19 protein-coding genes and 1 tRNA gene are annotated in these 20,658 nt (G+C 61.7%); 15 read left to right on the top strand and 5 right to left on the bottom strand.

Annotated features, from left to right (window positions below; genetic code table 11):
- The 11 genes from ACY693_RS03065 to ACY693_RS03015 all read left to right on the top strand — a co-directional run.
- The coding region (locus ACY693_RS03065; RefSeq protein WP_462320360.1) for a phosphatidate cytidylyltransferase at window positions 1-545 on the top strand (545 nt) is incomplete at its 5' end.
- Between the two features lie 13 nt (window positions 546-558).
- The gene (gene ispC / locus ACY693_RS03060; RefSeq protein WP_462320359.1) at window positions 559-1,746 is read left to right on the top strand and encodes a 1-deoxy-D-xylulose-5-phosphate reductoisomerase; all 1,188 of its coding nucleotides are present in this window, start codon (window positions 559-561) and stop codon (window positions 1,744-1,746) included.
- A gap of 6 nt (window positions 1,747-1,752) precedes the next feature.
- Window positions 1,753-3,117, top strand: a complete 1,365-nt coding sequence (gene rseP / locus ACY693_RS03055; RefSeq protein ID WP_462320358.1) for an RIP metalloprotease RseP — start codon at window positions 1,753-1,755, stop codon at window positions 3,115-3,117.
- A 283-nt stretch (window positions 3,118-3,400) separates the two neighbouring features.
- Window positions 3,401-5,659 (top strand): outer membrane protein assembly factor BamA, encoded by a 2,259-nt coding sequence (gene bamA / locus ACY693_RS03050; RefSeq protein ID WP_462320362.1) that lies wholly within the window; start codon window positions 3,401-3,403, stop codon window positions 5,657-5,659.
- Window positions 5,660-5,698: 39 nt separating this feature from the next.
- Complete coding sequence (locus tag ACY693_RS03045; protein WP_462320357.1) at window positions 5,699-6,190, top strand: OmpH/Skp family outer membrane protein; 492 nt, start codon at window positions 5,699-5,701, stop codon at window positions 6,188-6,190.
- Window positions 6,191-6,242: 52 nt separating this feature from the next.
- The gene (lpxD, locus tag ACY693_RS03040; RefSeq protein WP_462320356.1) at window positions 6,243-7,286 is read left to right on the top strand and encodes a UDP-3-O-(3-hydroxymyristoyl)glucosamine N-acyltransferase; all 1,044 of its coding nucleotides are present in this window, start codon (window positions 6,243-6,245) and stop codon (window positions 7,284-7,286) included.
- Between the two features lie 73 nt (window positions 7,287-7,359).
- Entirely contained in the window at window positions 7,360-7,794 is a 435-nt protein-coding gene (fabZ, locus tag ACY693_RS03035) for a 3-hydroxyacyl-ACP dehydratase FabZ (RefSeq protein WP_462320355.1), read from the top strand.
- 3 nt (window positions 7,795-7,797) lie between these two features.
- Window positions 7,798-8,568 carry an acyl-ACP--UDP-N-acetylglucosamine O-acyltransferase gene (gene lpxA, locus ACY693_RS03030; RefSeq protein ID WP_462320354.1) on the top strand — a complete coding sequence of 257 codons (771 nt, stop codon included), beginning with the start codon at window positions 7,798-7,800 and terminating at the stop codon, window positions 8,566-8,568.
- 46 nt (window positions 8,569-8,614) lie between these two features.
- Complete coding sequence (lpxB, locus tag ACY693_RS03025; RefSeq protein WP_462320353.1) at window positions 8,615-9,946, top strand: lipid-A-disaccharide synthase; 1,332 nt, start codon at window positions 8,615-8,617, stop codon at window positions 9,944-9,946.
- 139 nt (window positions 9,947-10,085) lie between these two features.
- Window positions 10,086-10,748 carry a ribonuclease HII gene (gene rnhB / locus ACY693_RS03020; RefSeq protein ID WP_462320361.1) on the top strand — a complete coding sequence of 221 codons (663 nt, stop codon included), beginning with the start codon at window positions 10,086-10,088 and terminating at the stop codon, window positions 10,746-10,748.
- 203 nt (window positions 10,749-10,951) lie between these two features.
- On the top strand, window positions 10,952-11,473 hold the full coding sequence (locus ACY693_RS03015) for a peroxiredoxin family protein (protein ID WP_462320352.1): 522 nt from the start codon (window positions 10,952-10,954) through the stop codon (window positions 11,471-11,473).
- A 22-nt stretch (window positions 11,474-11,495) separates the two neighbouring features.
- Here ACY693_RS03015 and ACY693_RS03010 read toward each other — a convergent pair whose 3' ends face one another.
- Genes ACY693_RS03010 through ACY693_RS03000 form a run of 3 tightly spaced genes read right to left on the bottom strand, consistent with a single transcriptional unit; the run spans window position 11,496 to window position 14,676 of the window.
- A complete protein-coding gene (locus ACY693_RS03010) occupies window positions 11,496-11,849 on the bottom strand; it encodes a hypothetical protein (protein WP_462320351.1) in 354 nt (117 codons plus the stop codon).
- A gap of 21 nt (window positions 11,850-11,870) precedes the next feature.
- Window positions 11,871-13,130 (bottom strand): hemolysin family protein, encoded by a 1,260-nt coding sequence (locus ACY693_RS03005; protein WP_462320350.1) that lies wholly within the window; start codon window positions 13,128-13,130, stop codon window positions 11,871-11,873.
- A gap of 4 nt (window positions 13,131-13,134) precedes the next feature.
- On the bottom strand, window positions 13,135-14,676 hold the full coding sequence (locus ACY693_RS03000; protein ID WP_462320349.1) for a hemolysin family protein: 1,542 nt from the start codon (window positions 14,674-14,676) through the stop codon (window positions 13,135-13,137).
- Between the two features lie 146 nt (window positions 14,677-14,822).
- Here ACY693_RS03000 and ubiG point away from each other — a divergent pair, with 146 nt between their 5' ends.
- The 3 genes from ubiG to ACY693_RS02985 are packed head-to-tail and all read left to right on the top strand — an operon-like array spanning window position 14,823 to window position 17,193.
- Window positions 14,823-15,587: a bifunctional 2-polyprenyl-6-hydroxyphenol methylase/3-demethylubiquinol 3-O-methyltransferase UbiG gene (gene ubiG, locus ACY693_RS02995; RefSeq protein WP_462320348.1), complete on the top strand. Its 765-nt coding sequence runs from the start codon at window positions 14,823-14,825 to the stop codon at window positions 15,585-15,587.
- Complete coding sequence (locus tag ACY693_RS02990) at window positions 15,584-16,195, top strand: NAD(P)-dependent oxidoreductase (RefSeq protein ID WP_462320347.1); 612 nt, start codon at window positions 15,584-15,586, stop codon at window positions 16,193-16,195. Before ubiG ends, ACY693_RS02990 begins: the two co-directional genes overlap by 4 nt.
- A 59-nt stretch (window positions 16,196-16,254) precedes the next feature.
- Entirely contained in the window at window positions 16,255-17,193 is a 939-nt protein-coding gene (locus ACY693_RS02985; protein ID WP_462320346.1) for a CPBP family glutamic-type intramembrane protease, read from the top strand.
- Window positions 17,194-17,297: 104 nt separating this feature from the next.
- On the opposite strand, the gene ACY693_RS02980 is transcribed toward ACY693_RS02985, so the two are convergent.
- Both ACY693_RS02980 and ACY693_RS02975 read right to left on the bottom strand, forming a co-directional pair.
- Window positions 17,298-19,127: a cation:proton antiporter gene (locus ACY693_RS02980; RefSeq protein WP_462320345.1), complete on the bottom strand. Its 1,830-nt coding sequence runs from the start codon at window positions 19,125-19,127 to the stop codon at window positions 17,298-17,300.
- Window positions 19,124-20,437 (bottom strand): phosphotransferase enzyme family protein, encoded by a 1,314-nt coding sequence (locus ACY693_RS02975; protein ID WP_462320344.1) that lies wholly within the window; start codon window positions 20,435-20,437, stop codon window positions 19,124-19,126. Before ACY693_RS02975 ends, ACY693_RS02980 begins: the two co-directional genes overlap by 4 nt.
- A 155-nt stretch (window positions 20,438-20,592) precedes the next feature.
- Here ACY693_RS02975 and ACY693_RS02970 point away from each other — a divergent pair.
- A tRNA-His gene (locus tag ACY693_RS02970) sits at window positions 20,593-20,651 on the top strand.
- The last annotated feature ends 7 nt before the right edge of the window (window positions 20,652-20,658 follow it).

Below are 20,658 nucleotides of genomic sequence, written 5' to 3'. Positions count from 1 at the left end.
GCGTTCGGCTCGCCTTGATTAGCCGCATCGATGAGCCGCCGCGACTGGAGCCGCCACTGCTGCTGCTCGGTCTGTTAGTGCTGGTAGCACCTTGGTTGGCATTGGTACAGCTGCACCAGCTTTCCGTTGACGGGCCTCTGGTTGCGCTCTCTTTGCTCATGTTGATCTGGATTGCGGATACCGCGGCCTATTTCGGCGGCCGGCGTTTTGGTCGCGTGAAGCTGTCGGCGTTGCTCAGTCCGGGTAAGACGCGCGCTGGTGTCTATGCTGGCGTGGCCGCCGCTGCCGTCTGGGGGGCGGCTGTTGCCGCCCTGCTTGGCTTAGGCGCGACGAAGGCGCTGCTGCTGGTGCTGATGTGCATCTTGGCGGCGGTGATGTCGGTGGTCGGCGATCTGTTCGAGAGCCTGCTCAAGCGACGGCGCGGCATCAAGGACGCCGGTGCGTTGCTGCCAGGCCATGGCGGCATGCTGGATCGCATCGACAGTCTGACAGCGGCGGCTCCGATCTTTGCGCTAGGCTACATCTGGCTTATTGGTGGGCAATGACGGAGGGGAGGCTATGATCGGTATCACGGTGCTCGGCTCGACCGGCTCCATCGGTGTCAGTACCTTGGACGTGGTGCTGAGGCACCCGGAGCGTTTCCGCGTCGTCGCGCTGAGTGCGCACGGCAATGTGGAGCGCATGGCCGAGCAATGTCGCCGTGTGCAGCCCGATTATGCGGTGATGGTCGATCCCGGCGCTGCCGCTGCCTTGCGCGAGCGGCTTGCGGACATGCCGCAGCCACCCGAGGTGCTCGCCGGTCCCGAGGCGTTGGAGACCATTGCCGCCTTGCCCGAGACCGACTACGTGATGGCGGCTATCGTCGGGGCAGCCGGGTTGCAGTCGACGCTGGCGGCGACGCGGGCTGGCAAGCGCGTCCTGCTGGCCAACAAAGAGGCACTGGTGGTCGCAGGTGATATCGTGATGCGGGCGGCGATCGAGAACAAGGCCCTGCTGCTGCCCATCGATAGCGAGCACAACGCCATCTTCCAGTGCATGCCGCCGACCTTCGCCGACGGTCTCGGCCACTGTGGGGTCGAGCGCATCTTGCTGACCGCCTCGGGCGGGCCGTTCCGTGATGCCCCGCCGGATTCACTGGCGGCGGTGACACCGGATCAGGCCTGTGCCCATCCGAACTGGCAGATGGGGCGCAAGATCTCGGTCGATTCCGCCACCATGATGAACAAGGGGCTGGAGATCATCGAGGCCTGCTGGCTGTTCAACAGCTCGCCGGCCAAGATCCAGGTGGTTGTGCATCCACAGAGCGTGATCCACTCGATGGTCCAATACTCCGACGGTTCGGTCTTGGCCCAGTTGGGGAATCCGGACATGCGAACGCCCATTGCCCATGCCCTGGCCTGGCCAGAGCGGATGGATTCCGGTGTCGAGGCACTCGACCTGTTTGCGATCGCTCATCTTGATTTCGAGCCACCCGCACTGGAGCGCTTTCCCTGTCTTGCGCTGGCCTATCGGGCCGCGGCCGAGGGGGGCACCTCGCCAGTGGTATTGAATGCGGCCAACGAGGTTGCGGTGGCCGCCTTCCTCGACGAGCGGATCGGCTTCACCCAGATCGCGACGCTGGTGGAGCGCACCATGGATCAGCTGCCGGCCGAGCCTGTGGCCGCCAACGGCCTCGAGCAGGTGCTTGCCGTTGATGCTCAGGCACGGCAGATTGCGGAACAAAACCTGACTCAAGTGGTCGCTTAAGTCGATATGCTCGACCTCCTCATCAAGTTCAGCGCCTTCCTGGTCGCCATCCTCGTACTCGTCACCGTGCACGAGTTCGGTCACTTTTGGGTGGCCCGACGCCTCGGTGTCAAGGTGCTGCGTTTCTCGATCGGCTTCGGAAAGCCCTTGCTCACCTGGCGGCGGCGAGATGACCCCACCGAGTATGTGATTGCGGCGATACCTGCTGGTGGCTACGTCAAGATGCTCGACGAGCGGGAGGAGCCCGTGCCCGAGGCTGAGCTCCCTCAGGCCTTCAATCGGCAGAAGTTGTGGGTGCGATCGGCCATCGTCGCTGCCGGGCCGGTCTTCAATTTCCTATTTGCCCTCTTGCTCTACTGGCTCTTATTCATGGCTGGGCAGTCGGGGCTGAAGCCAGAGATCGGCGAGGTCACGCGGGGGAGCATCGCGGCCGAGGCCGGTTTCGAGTCAGGCGACCTAGTACTCGCCGTTGACGATCGGCCAACCCCGACCTGGAGCGCGTTCTGGCTAACCACCCTCTCCGAGGGGATCAGTGGCGATGATCTCAGTGTACGAGTCCAAGATCACGATGGCAGCGAGCAGGTTCGGGTGCTGGACGGCGAGCATCTTGCAACACTAGAGCCTGGTCAAGGCTTTCTTGACGCGATTGGTCTGCACCGTGCCTCACCCGTGATCCCTGCGGTGATCGGCGAGATCGTTCCCGGCGATCCCGCCGCCGAGGCCGGCCTTGAGGTGGGTGATCAGGTTCTACAGATCGATGGCGTCGCGATCGATGACTGGCAGCAGCTGGTGCAGATCGTTCAAGCGCACCCAGATCAACGCCTCGACATGACCGTCCAGCGCGGCCGGGACCAGTTATCGCTTGCGATCCGCCCAAGGTCGGCCGAGGTCGACGGGGAGCCGAGCGGTCGCATCGGTGCAGGCGTGCAGATCCCCGATGATCTCTTGGCCGAGCAAGAGGTCCGGGTCCTTTATGGCCCGGTCGAAGCGGCTGGCCAGGCGGCGCGGCGGGTGGTCGACGTCTCGGTCTTGACCTTGCAGATCGTTGGCAAGATGTTGGTCGGCACGGCATCGGTCGAGAACATTAGCAGCCCGATCGGCATCGCCAATGCCGCTGGCCAGACAGCCAGCTACGGCCTAGGCTCGTTCGTTCAGTTCCTTGCTCTGTTGAGCGTTAGCTTGGGTCTGATCAATCTGTTTCCGATCCCAGTGCTCGACGGCGGTCACCTTCTCTACTTTGCCATCGAAGGCGTCATCAGACGACCGATCCCCGAGGCCCTCCAGGAGCAGGGCCAACGCATTGGGATCGCCTTGCTGATCTCGCTGATGACGCTTGCCTTCTACGTCGATATCGCTCGATTCCTAAAGTAGCGTCTGTTGCTTGATCTTGCCCGATCGATCCGGCCAGATTGATCTTCTCTGACTGATCTTGCTGGGCTGATTTGGGCGAATCCCTTATACTCGAGCGCTTTGCAGGCGTAGGGTCCTAGGGTTTGCCATCATCGGACATGATGCTGTCTCTCGATCCCGATCACGCCGGTCTTCAGACCTAGTCAATGCTTTGCGTGTATAGGGGGTCAATGTGACGTCGTCTCGCGCCATCTGCGCAGCAGGCCGATTGCGGGCAGCGCTCTTCGGCGTACTGCTCCTCGCCATGGGCGTCCAGGCCGCTGACTTTGAGGTTGCCGACATCCGTGTCGAAGGGCTCCAGCGCATTGCCGCTGGCACCATCTTCAACTATCTGCCGGTGCAGGTAGGCGATCGGGTGAGCGAGGGCATCACCGGCAACATCATCCGCTCGCTCTACTCAACCGGATTCTTCAGCGACGTCAAGGTCGAGCGCGAAGGCGATGTGCTCATCGTCGTGGTGCGCGAGCGACCGGCCATCGCCCAGATCGACATCTCAGGTAACAAGTCGCTGAAAACCGATCAGCTCAAGCAGGGCCTTGAAGAGATCGGCCTGGCCGAGGGCCGGGTGTTCAATCCGGCGATGCTCGATCGCATCGAGCAAGAGCTGCGCCGACAGTACTTCGCCGCGGGGAAGTATGGGGTCGATATCGAATCGACCGTTTCTCCGCTTGAGCGTAACCGGGTGGCGGTCAGAATCGCGATCACCGAAGGTCAAACGGCGCGCATCAAACAGATCAACATCATTGGCAACGAGGCCTTTAGCGATAAGGAGCTGCTGAAACAGTTCGATCTTGGTACGACCAAGTGGTATTCGTTCTACACCAAGAATGATCAGTATTCGAAGCAGAAGCTTGGTGGCGACCTTGAGGATCTGCGATCCTTCTATCTCGATCGCGGGTATGTCAATTTCCAGATCACCTCGACCCAGGTCTCGATCAGTCCTGACAAGGACGGTATGTACGTGACCATCGCCATCGACGAAGGCGATGTCTACAAGGTCAAGGACATCAAGCTTGCCGGCGAGGCCTCGGTTCCGACCGAGCAATTGTTTCCGCTGATCCATCTGCGTCGTGGTGAGGACTTTTCTCGCATCAAGGCCACCGAGAGCGCCGAGCGGATCTCCGAGCTGCTCGGCAGCGAGGGTTACGCCTTCGCCAATGTCAATGCGGTCCCAGAGATCGACGAGGAGAATAAGGAGGTGACCATCACCTTCTTCGTCGATCCAGGCAAGCGGGTCTATGTGCGCCGGATCAACATGGAAGGCAATACGCGCACCCGGGACGTGGTGCTGCGTCGCGAGATGCGCCAGCTGGAACGCGCCTGGTTCTCGACCGAGCTGGTCAAGCGCTCGCGTGAGCGACTGCAGCGGCTCGGCTACTTTGAGAATGTGACGATCGAGACGCCTGCGGTGCCTGGTCTCGCTGATCAGGTGGATGTCGACGTGACGGTGAAGGAAAAACCCTCTGGTAATCTTCTCGCTGGCGTCGGCTTCTCTCAATCCCAGGGTATCTTGTTCAATGCCAGCGTGACCCAGAACAACTTCTTGGGTACGGGCAAGCGCGTTTCTCTCGCCCTGAATACGAGCCGCAGCTCGCAGCTCTATCGACTGGCCTACACCAACCCCTATTACACGATCGATGGCATCAGTCGTGGCTTCGATCTGAGTTATCGGGCGACCAATTTTGATGATCTCACTGGTGCCGATTACTCAACCGACGTCGGCCTAGCCGAGGTCAATTTCGGACTGCCGATCTCCGATACCAGTCGTGCCGGTCTCGGCTTTCGCTATCAGTACACCCATTTCTTTCCGGGCGGGGCCTCGCTGCTGGCGCAAGACTTTGTCGATGACAACGGCGAGAAGTTTAACGACTTCTTCATCACCGCTAGCTACACCAAGGACAGTCGGGATTCAGCGATCTTCCCGAACCGCGGAACCGTGCAGCGTATCTTCGGCGAGGTGGCGATTCCGGGTAGCGATCTTCAGTACTACCGGCTCAATCTGCAAGGCCGTCAATATATCCCGCTGACGCGGCGCTTCACCTTTGCGATCAAGGGTGATCTTGGCTACGGCGCCGGCTATGGCGATACCGATCAACTACCGTTCTTCGAGAATTTCTTTGCTGGCGGACCGAAATCGGTGCGCGGCTTTGATGCCTTTTCGCTCGGACCACGGGAGGTCGACGGTGATCAAGATCCCGTTGGCGGAAATCTGAAGTTGACGGGCTCGCTCGAGCTCTATGCACCACCGCCCATCGGTGGTCGTTTTGAGAATACCGTGCGGCTTGGTGCGTTCTTCGATTTCGGTAACGTCTGGTGGACCGAGGCCGATCCGCTCGTGACACCGACCGGGTTTGATCTCGGGGAGATGCGCTACTCGACCGGTCTTTCGTTTGCTTGGCTCTCTCCGGTCGGAGCGCTGTCGTTGAGCTTGGGCTTTCCGCTTAACGCCGAAGATCAGGATGAGAAGCAGATCTTCCAGTTCTCGTTCGGCCAGAACTTCTAAACGCAAGCTGCCATGTTGAGATATCACTGGATCACCTGGGTGTTGCTGACTTCCCTGACGGCGCCGGCGGTGGCCGCAGACGAGTTCTTTCGCATTGCTGTGATCGATCCAAACCGCATCGTCGAAGAGTCACCGCAATATGAGGCCGCACGCAATCTGTTGAGTGCTGAAGCACAAGAGCGAGAGGCTGAGCTGACCTCTCAGCAAGAGGATATCGCTCGCCTCGAGAGACGCTTGGAGCGCGATGGCGCATTGATGCGTGCCGACGAGGTGACGCGCCTACGCAACGACATCCGCGCTCGCGAGCGGCGCCTGCGTTATGCGCAGGAGGAGTTGCAGGCGGACTTCGCGTTACGCCAAAGCGATCTTCGCACCAAGCTCGTACAACAGGTTGAGGAGGTTGTCGAGCAGGTCGCCAAAGACAAGGGGTTCGATCTGATCTTGAGCGAAGGCGTGGTCTATTCGAGCCCACGTGCCGATATCTCGGACGAGGTGATCGAGCGTCTGAAAGAGGTGTTCGAGAAGCGCTGAGGCGTCGAGCGCTTCGAGTCGACCGAGCCGATGCATTGAGACCGCCCAGACGATGCTGCTGCCCGAGCTTGCAACCCGAATCGGCGCCGAGCTGAGCGACCCCGACGCTTCAATCGATATCACCGATGTTTGCGCGCTGTCCGACGCAAGCCCTTGCGCTGTGACCTACGTCACCGCGGAGAGGTATCGCGGCGTCCTGCGTCTCACCAATGCAGGGGCTGTGATTCTGACCCCGGACTTGGCTCCCGATGCGCCTTGTCCTTGCCTTCTGGTCGACAATCCGACCTTAGCATTTGCGCGCGCCATTGAATTGTTGCGACCGCGCACCCCTACACCTGCTGGTCGGCACCCAAGTGCGGTGATCGCGTCGAGCGCCCAGATCCACCCATCGGCATCCATCGGTGCGCTCTCTGTGATTGAGGATGGCGTGCAGATCGATGCCGGGGTTGAGATTGGACCTCAGTGTGTGGTTCAGCGCGACAGTGTGATCGGTGCCAACACGCGCCTGGTTGCAACAGTGACGGTTTGCGAGCGGACGATCATTGGTAAACGTGTACTATTGCATCCTGGTGCGGTCATCGGCCGAGAAGGCTTTGGCTTCGCGCGCGACGGTGCGCGCTGGGTTCGTGTCCCGCAGATTGGACGCGTGCGTCTTGGTGATGACGTTGAGGTTGGCACCAATAGCGCGGTGGATCGCGGCGCTCTCGGCGACACGGTCGTCGGTAATGGGGTTAAGATCGACAACCTGATCCAGATTGGGCACAACGTTGAGATCGGCGCAAACACTGCCATGGCGGCTTGCTCGGGGATCTCTGGATCGACGCGGATCGGTGAAGGCTGCACAATCGCGGGCGCCGTTGGCATGGCCGGGCATTTGGAGATCGGTGACGACGTGCACTTCACCGGCATGGCCATGGTGACCCGGTCGTTTGAGGAGCCCGGCGTCTATAGCAGTGGCATTCCAGCCATGCCGAGTGCGGATTGGCGGCGAAACGTAGCCCGCTTTCGGCACCTCGATGAGATGGCAAAACGTCTTCGCCAACTCGAGGATCGGGTGGCTAAGCTACAGCAGGCTCAGCGCGAGCAAGCGGACTGAGCAACAGCGGGAAAGGTGATGAGAATCGTGATGTTGGCGTGCAGCCGGCTGTCTGGAGGTGGTCTTGGTTAAGATGGATATCCATAAGGTGCTCAGCCTGCTGCCGCACCGTTATCCGTTCCTTTTGGTCGATCGCGTGGTATTGTTCAAGCCCAATGAGCAGCTAATCGGCCTCAAGAATGTAACCTTCAATGAGCCATACTTCGCCGGTCATTTCCCGGTTCGTCCGGTGATGCCGGGGGTGCTGATTATTGAGGCCCTTGCCCAAGCCACTGGCCTGCTAGCCATGGAGTCGCGCCCCGATGAGGTCGGTGAGAAATCACTTTACTACTTTGTTGGCATTGACAAGGCGCGGTTCAAACGTCCTGTCGAGCCCGGCGATCAGCTCTTTCTCGATGTCAAGGTCCATAATGTGAAGCGCGGCATCTGGAAGTTTTCCGGTGAGGCTCGCGTCGATGAGCGCATGGTGGCAAGTGCTGAGATTATGTGCACTGCGCGGGACTTCTAAGCCTTGATTCATCCAACCGCGGTCGTTGATCCGTCGGCACAGCTCGATGAGGATGTCCATATCGGACCCTACGCCATCATCGGCGCCGATGTCAGCGTCGGCCGTGGCACCCGGATTGGCCCCCATGCGATCGTCAAAGGCCGAACCCAGATTGGTCAGCACAATCAGGTCTTTCAGTTCGCGTCTGTGGGTGAGGACCCGCAGGACAAGAAATATGGCGGCGAGCCGACGGCCCTAACCCTGGGTGATCGCAATGTCATCCGCGAATCCGCGACCATCCACCGTGGCACGGTGCAGGGTGGTGGTGAGACCCGTATCGGCAACGACAATCTGTTCATGGCTTACACCCATGTGGCCCATGATTGCATCATTGGCGACCAGGTGATCATGGCCAACGCGGCCTCGCTAGGCGGTCATGTGGTGATTGAAGACTGGGCTATCCTCGGTGGCTTCACCATCATTCATCAGTTCTGCCGTATTGGCGCACACAGTTTCAGCGCGATGGGCTCAGTGGTCGGCAAGGACGTGCCACCCTATGTCACGATTGACGGCCATCCCGCGGTGCCGCGCGGTATCAATAGCGAGGGTCTCAAGCGTCGAGCCTTCTCCAGCGAGCAGATCAGCGTCATTCGGCGAGCCTACCGCTTGCTCTATCTATCCAATCTCAAGCTTGAAGACGCCACCCAGGCGATCGCCGAGCTGGCGAAGACCCAATCCGTGGTTGAGCCCATCGTTGCCTTCTTGCGGGCGAGTGCACGCAGTATCGTCCGCTGATCCTCCAGTGTCCGCTGACGCCCCAGTGTCCGCTGACCCGATTGCTGTGGAGTCGCTCCATCGCCGTCCTCATCGCCAGCTCATCGGCATCGTTGCCAATGAGCCATCAGGGGATCAGCTTGGTGCGCTACTGATCCGTGCACTGCGGCAGCTGCGTCCAGAGTTAGGCTTCGTCGGTGTTGCTGGACCGCAGATGCTCGCTGAGGGTTGCGAAACCCTGTTGCCGATGGAGCGGCTCTCGGTCATGGGCTTCGTCGAGGTGGCAAAGGTGCTGCCAGACCTGCTGCGGGCGCGGCGTGATCTCGTGCGACAGTTGCAGCAGTTGCAGCCAGCGGTTGTGATCGGCGTCGATGCCCCGGACTTCAATCTCGGCCTGGAGCGTCGCTTGCGCGCTCCAGGTCTCCCGACAGTGCATCTAGTGAGCCCGACGGTCTGGGCCTGGCGCCCTGGTCGGGTCAAGCAGATCCGACGCTCGGTCGACCTCATGCTCTGTATCTTTCCTTTTGAGGCCGATTTTCTGCAAGAGCATCATGTCCCAGCGCACTACATCGGCCATCCGCTAGCCGATGCGATCCCTTTGGAGCCTGACCGAGATGGCGCGCGCCGCGCTTTAGGTCTTGCATCCTGCTCTTCCGACCTGAATGCGCCGCTGTCGGCGGCGGAAGCGGCTGCCGAGGCGCACGAACCGGCAGCCAAGGTCGCTGCCCGAGTTGACGGCCCTGCGCTAGCGCCAGGGCTCTTTCCCGCTGCTGCGACGCGGGTCTCATCGTCAGCCGTGATTGCGATGCTGCCCGGTAGCCGTCGTAGCGAGGTCGAGCTGCTTGGACCGCCGATGCTGGAGACCGCCGCTTGGTGCCACGTCCAGCGTTCAGGGCTTCGTTTTATTGCCCCGATGGTCTCGGACGCGCTGCGCCAGCGCTTCGAGGCGATGCGACGAGCGCTGGCGCCTGGACTTCCGCTCACCCTGGTCAATGGCCGCAGTCGCGAGGTCATGGCGGCCGCTGATCTGATAATGACCGCTTCCGGAACCGCGACGCTCGAAGCGCTGCTCGCCAAGCGACCGATGCTGGTCGCCTATCGCTTGCACCCGCTAACCTATTGGCTGGTCACTCGGCTGCGGATGATCAAGGTCCGCTATGCCGCAATGGCCAATCTCTTGGTCGGTCGTGAGCTCGCGCCAGAGTTTCTCCAGACGCGTTGCCGCGCGGATCTCATGGGACCGGCATTGCTCGCGCTCCTCGATGACGGCAGCCGCCGCGCTGAGATTGAAGCGGCCTACCGGCAGGTTCATCTCGAGCTACGGCAGAATGCCGCGCACCGCGCCGCTGAGGCGATTCTGGAGCTGATCGATCGCTCTGAAGGGTGCGGCAATGCCTAGGCCAAGTAAGCCAAGATTGCCGGACGCATTGCAGCTTGTGCCAGCGCTCCCAGGGGCACTCCCCCTGGCACCCGACCAGCCGCATCCCCAAGCGCACCCCCAAGCGTTCCCCCAGCCACGCCCAGAGCCACGCCCAGAGCTGGTGTCTGGGCGGCCGGCAGCGCATGAGCGAGTGCTGAATGAACGGGTTGCTGGTGTCGATGAGGCGGGACGTGGGCCCTTGGCTGGACCCGTCTGCGCCGCGGCGGTCATTCTCGACCCGGCGTGCATCCCGTCCGGCATTGCCGACTCGAAGTTGTTGGCTGCTGCGCGCCGCGAGCAATTGGCAGTCGAGATCAAGACCTCTGCGATCGCCTGGGCGGTCAGCTTCGTCGATGTAGCGGAGATCGACCGGATCAATATCTTGCAGGCCTCCTTGCTGGCGATGCGCCACGCGGTCGCGGCCTTGGCGGTGGAGCCAGCGCTCGCGTTGATCGACGGCAATCGCTGTCCAGACCGCCTGCGCTGCCGGTCGCAGGCCGTGGTGGGTGGTGACCGAACTGAGCTCTCCATTGCTGCCGCCTCGATCTTGGCGAAGGTTGCACGCGATGACGAGATGCGAAGACTGGATCAATGCCATCCCGGCTATGGTTTTGCCCAACACAAGGGCTATGGAACCAAGGCCCATCTGGAGGCCCTAGATCGGCTCGGGGTCTGCATTGAGCACCGCCGTAGCTTCGCCCCGGTGCGCGCACGGCTGCAACAAGGTGCGCCGCTCGAAGAGTCCGGCGGCTCTGCGGACCTTGTCGTTCCTGCACGCTAGGAGTTGGCTCGATGATGACAGGACCCAAGATGACGAGGACCGGGGCTGAAGCCGTTCTCGCTCGACCCCCTCTAATCAAACCACTGATGACCAAGCCCCTTATGAGCAGACCCCCTATGAGCCCATCGGTACTGCACCGATCCCTGCCACCGCAGCATCTACGCGTCGGCAATGGCCGATCACACGCGAGACCCAGTCGATCAGTGTTTAGCATTCGCTCCCTGTTGGTCGCCGTTTTGATGCTCTTTAGCGCAGCATCCGCGATCGCGGCGGGCACCGAGGCGCTATTGACCCCAATGCCGGAGAAGCCTGCTGCCCCGGATTTTGAGCTGGCGGGACCCGGTGGCGAGATCTACAAGCTCGCCGATTTCAAAGGTAAGCCGTTGATCGTCAACTTCTGGGCGACCTGGTGTCCGCCGTGTCGTGCTGAGATGCCTGCGATGCAGCGTGCTTGGGAACAGGTCGAGGCCGAGGGCATTGGCATGATTGCGATCAATGTGGGCGAGGATGCGGAGACCGTGCAGGCGTTCTTGGAGCAGGTGCCGGTCAGCTTTCCGCTTCCCCTCGATACCGGCTCGACGGTGGCTCAGCGCTGGCCCATGCGCGGATTGCCCACCACCTTCGTTGTGTCACCTGAGGGACGGCTGGTCTACAAGGCGATTGGTGAGCGCGAATGGGACGACCCGGCACTGCTCGAGCAGGTGCGTGCGCTGAGGACTGAGTAACCACAGCTGTGGCTGCTGGGGGCTAGAGCTCGACCAGCAGTCGGCTGCTGATCAGGATTGCAGCGACCGTGATTAGCGCAAAAAGGCCGAGCAACAGCCAGTGGAAGCCGCGGTTCAGTTGGCGAGAAAGACGCTGCAGGCCGTGCACATCGGCGCTTGGCCGAGCCGGTATCTTCACGAATGCCAGGATAAATACCAGCGCGCAGATCACCCAGAGCATCAGGGTGACCAGCGCTGGCAGGGCTGTCTGTAGGATGCTGACATCGCGCATGAACACGCTGATCGCGCTGCCAATCAGTAGCATCACTAGTACGACGACCAAGGGGCGCGTTAGCGGTCTCAGTCGGTTCGCGAGTGCAGAGAGGGTTTCGAGCATGGGCTTGCTTGGGATTTTGAATCAGGAACGCTCGACCTTGAGCTTGAGCACCGCGCGCTCGTTCGCCTCAGTGACGGTGAAACGCCAGCCTGCATGGAGCACAGTCTCGCCGACCTGAGGGATGTGTCGCAACCGGGCTTCGATGAAGCCGCCGGCGGTATGGAACTCGGTCGCTGGCAGATCGACGCCGAGCAAGGCATTGAGGTCCGAGATCGGCACCCGCGAGTCGAAGACGTACCGGCCCTGGTCGATGCGCTGGTAGTGGCGTTTACGCTTCTTGTGATATTCATCGAAGTCATAGCCGACCTCGATCTCGCCGACCACCTCTTCAAGGATGTCTTCCATCGAGATCAAGCCGATCGCCGAGCCGAACTCATCGACCACGATGGCCATGTGATCTTCGCGCTCGCGCAGCACCGGTAGCAGTTCATGGATCAGCTGCAAGGGCGACACGTAAAGTGCCGGACGCACCAGCTCGCCGAGCGGTTTGGATTTGACCGCCTCGTCCATCAGATCCCAGACCGTGAGGGTGACCACCCCGATGACGTTGCCGATGTTGCCCTGGTAGATCGGCAATCGGTTGAAGCCGGATTGGCGCACCAGTTGCACCGCGTCGTGGGTGCTGCGTAGGTGATTCAGTGCGGTGATCTCGGCGAGCGGCACCATCGCCTCACCAACGGTGGTATCGCCAAAGCGGATTGCGCGCTCGATCCGCTTGCGATCGAACAATTCCACCTCGGCGCCGCGGTCGGCCATATCGACGAGAGTGCTGAACTGCTGCCGGGTGATGAACAGGCTTGAGGCCGAGCGCGGCCCGCGCACCAGCCGTGCCGCTGCGCGTGCGATCAGCGAAAAGATCCAAACCAGCGGATAGAGCAGAATCGAGAAGAGCCGCAGCACATAGACGACCGTGGGGGCCAGCTCGTCGGCCTTCTGCTGATAGACGCTCTTCGGCACGATCTCGCCAAAGACGAGCAACAGGGGCGTCAAGATGAGAAACGCATAGAGCTCGCCCAGTGGACCAAAGCCCTGGATCATCAGCAGGGTGCCGAGCGTGGTCAGCGTCACCACGGCAATGTTGGTACCGACCAGCGTCGTCGTCAGCAACACCTCGGGACGCTCGAACATGCGCAGGGCCAGCTCGGCGCCAGGGTCGCCTTTCGCGGCTCGGGCGCGCAGCCGGAGCTTATCGGCATGCACCAAGGCGATCTCGCTGCCAGAAAAGAAGCCCTCGAGCAGCAGGAGCAGGATCATCAGCAGGATGGCAAAGACTGGGTCCATCGGCTTAGTCCCCTTCTGGCCGGTTTGGCTCGCTCAGACTCGACTCTGCCGGGTGCGAGTCGGTCGAGGCAACGGCTTCGGCTGGCTGCTGGGCTAAGTCGTCGGGCTCGGTTGAGCTGATGCCTCCGCGCGAGACCCGAACCCGGGCTATCCGGTGACCGTCCATCTCCAACACCTGAATCTCACAATCCTCGACCTGCACCCGATCGCCCTCTTGGGGTAGCCGGTCAAGATGTCGGAAGGCAACACCGGCGATGGTGGTCATGCGCGGGTCCCAGATGCCAAAGTTGGTGAGGTCGTTGAAGTCGGTCAGCTTCATATCGCCGGGCACCTCGTAGAGGTTTTCATCGCGCTCTAGGTACATGGCCTGGCCCTTGGCCTCGCCAGAGAGATGGCCAAAGATGAAGGTGAGCACGTCGCGCATGGTGATGATGCCCTCGACGCCGCCGAACTCGTCGATCACCAAAGCGGCCCGGGTGTGATGCTCTTGGAAGAAGTCGAAGATCTCATCAACCCGTTTCGTCGGAGGTGCAACCACCAAGGGGCGCAACAGGCTCTCGATACTGAGGTTGGACAGATCCGGCTTGTCCAGCATCAGCGGCAGCACATCCTCCAGCTGCATGAAGCCGAGCAGATTATCGCGCTGGCCGCGAAACACAGGCACTCGCGAATGGCGCAACGCCTTGAACCGCTCCAATGCCTCGGGCAGCGCCAGGTCGGCGTCGATGAAGGCCATGCGCGTGCGTGGCGTCATGATCTCGACGATCTCGGTCGCGCCGGCATCGAGCAGATGGTAGATCAACGTGCGCTCGGTGGCCTGGAGCTGACCCTCGTCGGCGACCTGATCGACCAATGAGCGAAACTCATCGATCTGCAGGATGTTGGCTGGCGCGATCTCGCGACCGACGATCCAGGTCGTGACGCGATCCGAGACGAGCCGCAACGTGACCCGCAGCGGTGTCACGAGTCGCACCCAGAGCCCCATTGGTGCGGCCACCAGTCCGGCGCTGACCCGCACCGGATTCGACATGGCGATCGTCTTGGGCGTGACCTCGCCGAGCAACAGCAGCAGCGGCACCATGATCAGCACATTGATCAGGCCGGCGCGCTCTTCGCCGTAGAGCACCATCAGGATGCCGGTCATGTTGGCAACGGCGGCGATATTGATGAGCTGATTGCCGCAGAGCACTGAGATGATGAGTCGGCGCGGCTGGTCGAGCAGGGCTTGCAACCTGTCGATGTGGCGATGGCGGCGGCGGCGCAGCTCCTGTAGGTCGAGGCGCGAGAGCGAGAACAAGGCGGTCTCGGAGCCGGAGAAGAAGGCGGAGCCGATCAGCAGCAGGACCTGAAAGAGGATGCGACCGAGCATCTCCGGTGTGGTCAGCAGCGATGGATCGAAGCTGAGGAAGGCGCCGATATCCGCCACCCACTGCAGCGGCAGTGCGCCGAGCGTCGCCGACAGGTCTGCGATGTCCTTGGATAGACCTGGGACCTGGGCCGCGGCAAGCTCCTCGGGTGCGGGCGTTTCGAAACTCGGGATGGTCAAGGTGTTGGCGCCAAGCGGTGAGCGGACGAGAGCGAGCGAGGCTAACCGACGCCCGATGTTGGGCACAACAGGCCGATTGAATGGCTTGCAATTCTCGGCTGCAAGCACGACCTTTCCCGCTAGTATCAACGGACCAATCCTTTGCTATGACAGCTGTTCACCTCAGTGCACCGGATATCGACCCGAACGAAGTCGCCTACTTTGAGCGCTTAGCTCATCGTTGGTGGGACGAGCAAGGCCCATTCTGGCCCTTGCACCGATTGAACCGGTTTCGCGTCGACTATATCCGCGCTCAGCTCTGTCGAGTCTTCGCCCGCAGCGCGACGGCAAGACAGCCGCTCGAGGGCCTGGAGATCCTCGATATCGGTTGTGGCGGCGGAATCCTCAGTGAATCGATGGCGCGACTCGGAGCCAGCGTCACCGGCACCGAGATCACAGACAAGAACATCCGTGTCTCGCAAATCCATGCGGGCTGGAGCGGCCTTGATATCGACTATCGGTTAGCAACCGCCCGCCAGCTTGTCGAGGAGGGAAGCACCTTCGATGCTGTCCTCAATATGGAAGTGGTCGAGCACGTTGATGATCTCCAAGGGTTCCTGGCCGACTGCGCGCAGCTGGTACGCCCCGGCGGCGTGATGGTCGTTGCCACCATCAACCGCACGCCGCTGGCTTGGCTTACGGCCATCATTGGTGCCGAGCGAATCATGGGCTGGCTGCCGAAGGGCACGCATCACTACCGCAAGCTGGTCAAGCCGGACGAGCTAACGTCCGGGCTCGGGGATCAGTTGGTCCCGGTCGATCGCACCGGGGTGCGCGTGAGTCCCTTCACGCGTGAATTTAGCTTCACCGGCTCGATGGCGGTGAACTACATGATGCTGTTCCGGCGCAGCGCAGAGGCTGCAGAGGCATGAAGATCGCACTCTTTGGCGCAACCGGTGGCACTGGGCGGCAGGTGCTCAATCAGGGACTTGAGAAGGGCTATGCCTTTCGCGCGCTGGCGCGCTCACCGGACGCCCTCGAGCAGGTCCAGGGGCTGGAGATCATTGCCGGGGATGTCCGCGATTCGGCAGCGGTCGAGCGCTGTGTGACGGGCACCGACACCGTCATTTGTGTGCTCGGGAGTCATGGCGGGGCAGAGCCGATCGAGGCTGAAGGCACAAAGCAGATCATCGACGTGATGCGCGCACTGGGGGTCAAACGGTTGATCGCAGTGACGTCGCTCGGTGTCGGTGACAGTCGTGAGCAGGTGCCGGCCTTCTTCCGCGTGATCATGCAGCTGACGCTGAAGAAGATCATGGCGGCCAAGGAGGCTCAAGAACAGCTGATCCGTGGCAGTGGGCTCGACTGGACCATCGTGCGGCCAGGCGGGCTTACCGATGGCCCTGCGACTGGGAGCTATCTGAGTGGCACGGATAAGTCGATTAAGGCGACGCGTATCTCGCGCGCCGATGTCGCCGATTTTGTGTTGCAGCAGCTAGTCGATACGCGCTACCTGCGGCAGGCGCCTGCAGTCAGCTAAGCGGTTCTCGGGTCAGCCGTTCGGTGCTCGAGCGTCCCCCTCACACCTGCTGATAGGCCATGAGGTTATCTCTGTCATCCGTTTTCGAGGACGATGACGCAGGATATGCGGCGCGCATCACGGTCCTGTTCTTTAGCTACCTGTTTGTCGCTCTGCTGCTTGCGGTGGCCTTGACCTACCCGCTGATGCAGACCGGATGGATCGACTACGAGCCGCAGCGGGTGATGGGGCGGCTTGCGCAGCTGTTCATCCTGCTCGGGCTTTGGCCCTTCCTCTGGCTGATGGGGATGGCCAATCGCGGGGCGCTTGGGCTCGCGCCGAAGAGGGCGGAGCTGCGACGAGCAATCCGCGGCGGCTGGCTGATCGGTGTTGTCATGCTGGGTGCCTTGGTGGTCGGCGAGCTCTATCTCGGCATTCGGATACCGGACCCTGATGCGCCACCCCTGGTCAGCCTGCTCGAGAAGGCCGTGGCGGCCCTGATTGGGGGGCTATTGATCGGGCTTCTCGAAGAGCTCTTCTTCCGTGGTGCGCTCTACTCAGCTATCCGCCGTCGTGCCCCTATCGGTGCGGCTGCGAGCGGCTCAGCAGCGCTCTATGCGCTGGTCCATTTTCTGAAGCCGCACGCCCTGCCGCCCGGCGTCGCATTCGACTGGACTGGCGCCTGGAGCATGTTCCTGCACGTCTTCGTGAGTCTGTTTCAGTGGCAGCACCTCGATTCCCTGGTCGCTCTGTTCAGCGCGGGCATCCTCCTGGCACTGGTGCGCGAGCGCACCGGCCATATCGGCTGGTGTATTGGATTGCACGCAGGTTGGGTGTTCGTGATTCAACTCACGCGTCGGGTTACGGATGGCAATGACACGGCGTCATTGGCCTTTCTCGCTGGCCAATATGACGGGGTCATTGGCTGGCTGGGCGCGTTTTGGATCGCGCTCTTGGCCTGGATCTACTGGCGCGTCAGCGCCTCAACATCTGATTCTCCGCGCCCGTCAGCGCACTAAGGTCAGCGGTGGGGAGGTCACCCGCTCGCTCCTCTGTGCCGAATGTGCCAAAGGCCTAGCGCCGCTCTAACCGGGGTTGCTGTCGGTGAGCTCGGGGTTTCCACTCAGGGGCCTGGCTCCACCTCAACGGGCTCATCGATCTCACAATCCTGCTTACAGCCAAACCAGAGCACGCGCTGACCAGGCGAAACCTTGAGGTGCTTGTCTGCTTCGATGACCGTGATCTCATTCTCGTCATCGATCACCATCAGCAGGATCGCGTCCTTTGGCAGGGCCGACTTCATCGCCTCGAGATCAAAGCTCTCGGTGATACGGGTGGCATGGAAGCCCCAGCCCTGATACCAGTGACGCTGAAGGTCTTCGTGCTGTACCTCATGGGAGAAGGCGACACGCCCACGCGCCGCTGGCGAGGGTCGCCGCGCCTCAGCGGTATCGCCGCCGGCAAGTTGGAACACCTTCTGGGTGCCTAGCTCAGGCGCAAAATGGGCGCAGACTAGCGCGTTGTAGGCGTCATTGTTGCTCGCTGCCAACAGGTTAGCGTAAGCGCCGAGCTCCAGCGCGTGCTCAGCATGCTCCGAGAGGACCTCGCCAAAGTAGACCGGTACCCCGGCCAGTCGCGCGCCGCGCAGGCGATGCCAGGCATTATCGACCACGATCACCGGAACCTCGCGCTCGTGTAAGGCCGTGGCCAAGCCATTGCTCCAGGCGGTTGCGCCGGTAATGATCAGACCACCGCGACGCTGAGCGCTCAGATGCAGGCGCCGGGCCATCCAGCCAAGACTGAGGCCATGCAGCACGACGGTGAGCAGGATCAGCGTGAATACCAGGGGTAACAATTGCTCCGCCCCCGCGAACCCGCGCTCGGCCAGTGCTGGACCGAACACGCCGGCGACTGCGGCCGCGACGACACCGCGGGGGGCGATCCAGCCGATCAGCGTGCGCTCTTGCCAGGTCATGCCTGCACCGATGGTGCTGACCCACACGGCGACCGGGCGGATGACAAAGATGACCACGGCGACCAAGGCGCCGCTGCGCCAATCCATCGCCGCCATGATCTGCGGATCGAGATCGGCCGTCAGCAGCAGGAAGACGCCCGAAACGAGCAGGATGCTGATGTACTCCTTGAAGCGGCGAATCTCGCCCATGCTCGGCAGGTTCATATTCCCGAGCACGATTCCGAGCACGGTCGCCGCAATCAATCCGGCCTCATCCAGCACCAGGTTGGCGAGCGCGTAGACGCCGATCGCAGTGGCGAGCGCGAGCGCACCCTTGAGATACTCTGGGACCTTGCCGGCGAGGAAGGCTCGCCCCAGCAGCCAACCGCTCGCGCCGCCCAGAAATAGCGCCGCAGCGACGCCACTGGCCATGTGCAAGAGCGTTTCATCCAGGGCGCTGGGGCCGCTACCCGAGCCAGCCACATAGTCGAACAGCACAACCACCAGCAAGGCGCCGATGGGATCATTGACGATACCTTCCCACTTCAGATAGAGGGCTGGTCTTCGCTTCAGGCGCGCCTGCCGCAACAGCGGCAAGATAACGGTTGGGCCGGTCACGATCATGATGGCCGCAAAGATCACCGCGACCTCCCAGGACAGCCCACCGATCCAATGCGCAGCGGCCGCCGTGAGCGCTAGGCTCAATGCCACCACAAGAGTCACCAGCCGATTCACCACGGCAGCCGACTGCTTCAGCTCGGCAAATTGCAGCGACAAGCCGCCTTCGAACAGGATGGCCGCCACCGCGAGGTTGATCAGTGGCTGATAGGCGTCTCCCAGCGCCTCGCTCGGACGGAAGATGCCGAGCATCGGCCCGATCAGGAGTCCGCTGAGGCTCAGTAGGATGATCGCCGGGATCTGCAGCCGCCAGCCGATCCATTGCGCGGCGATGCCAATGACCATCAGCAGCGCCAGGATCTCGGTGAGATGATGCGTCATGCTCGGCTCTGTCCCCGCTTGAAGCTGTCGTGGATGATCGCTTCGATCGCCGTGCGCTTGCGCTCGATGTCGTCGACAAGGGCAAGCTGGATCAAGGTCTTATCAAGATTCTGGCGCGGGCTGGTCACGCGGAAGTAGCGGTCGCCTTGCAGATAATCCGTCAAGAACCGGATGGCCAGCTCAAGCGGAATCAGTTGGATCGCGGGATAGAGGAGCGCGATAGCCGCATCATCGAATAGCGCTGCAGCATACTCCGCATAGCCGCCTAGCAGTGCCCTGCAAACGTCGAGATCGAATGTCGCCCGCGCCTGGCTAATGGGCCAGCTGCTTGCGTTCCCGGTGCTTGTGTCCCCGGTGCTTGTGTCCCTGGTGCTTGTTGCTCTGGTGTCGGTGTGCGCGCGAACACTGCCGTCGTCCGATTCATCGCTGACGCCGCCTCGGCTAACACTGCCACTGCGGTTACAGCAGGAGCGCAGGCAGTCGGCAATGTCCTCATGCCAGAGACCAGGCTGTACTGTGTCGAGATCGATCAAGCACAGGGCGCGATCCTCATCGCGCGCAAAGAGCAGATTATCCAGCTTGGGATCGCCATGAGTGACATGAAGGGAGAGCGTGCCTTGAGCCCGTGCTTGCTTGAGGATCGGGATCAAGTCAGCACGGGACTCGATCTGCTGCAGCGCAGCAAGCACTTCAGCGCTCATTGGCCGCGGGCGAGCAATCCCTGCAGCATTGGCCCGTTGCGGAGCACGAGTCGGCTCGCTTGCATTGGCAGCCTGGACGGCTGCATCGAGTTGAACCTTGTAGCGCGGCGTGTCGTGGAGGCCGGGCAGCGTGAGAGACAAATGGTGAGGATCGAGCTCAGCTAGCGCGGCATGAAAGCGCCCCAAGGCGCCACCGATCTCGGCTGCCTGAGTAAGGTTCTCAAGCGGCTTGATGACGCGGCTGTGATCAATATGCTCCAGCAGACGCCAGGCTTGGCCATCCGCGTCCCGCAGTATCGCCTCACCGCTGGCGGAACGGATCAGTCGTGGCAAGCGCACCAACTGATCCGCTTGGTCATCCTGGACTTCCAGCCAGTCTTGCACCCGCAGAAGATTCGCTGCGATGGCATCGGCATCCGTGAACACCGCCCCGTTGATGCGCTGCAGCACGAAGCGCTTGGCACCGGTCTCCACCAAGCGCGTGTCGTTGATCAGCCCGGCGCCGAGCGGACGCAACCGCAAACCGCGCTCGCCAGGCAGAAAACGCCGCGCGATCTCCTGCGCAGTCTCATCGAGACCATCACTGCAAACGTTTGATTGATCGTCCATCAGCCCGAACCCATCCCGACTTTCCCGCCTCGCACCTCCCGCGGAGGCTCAAGCACGCTGGACCAGCGCGACCGCCTCGCGCAGTTTAACAACTTTCGGTCGCGCGCTTCTTGAGGTATTATTATCGGCTCGACATCAGTTTCTCGCGCGCCCTTAGCTCAGGTGGTAGAGCATCAGGTTGTGGCCCTGAGGGTCGCCGGTTCGAACCCGGTCAGCCACCC

The organism is Halochromatium sp. (genome assembly GCF_054919635.1).
Note: the sequence above shows the minus strand (reverse complement) of the source record. Positions and strands in the feature narration are given on the sequence as shown.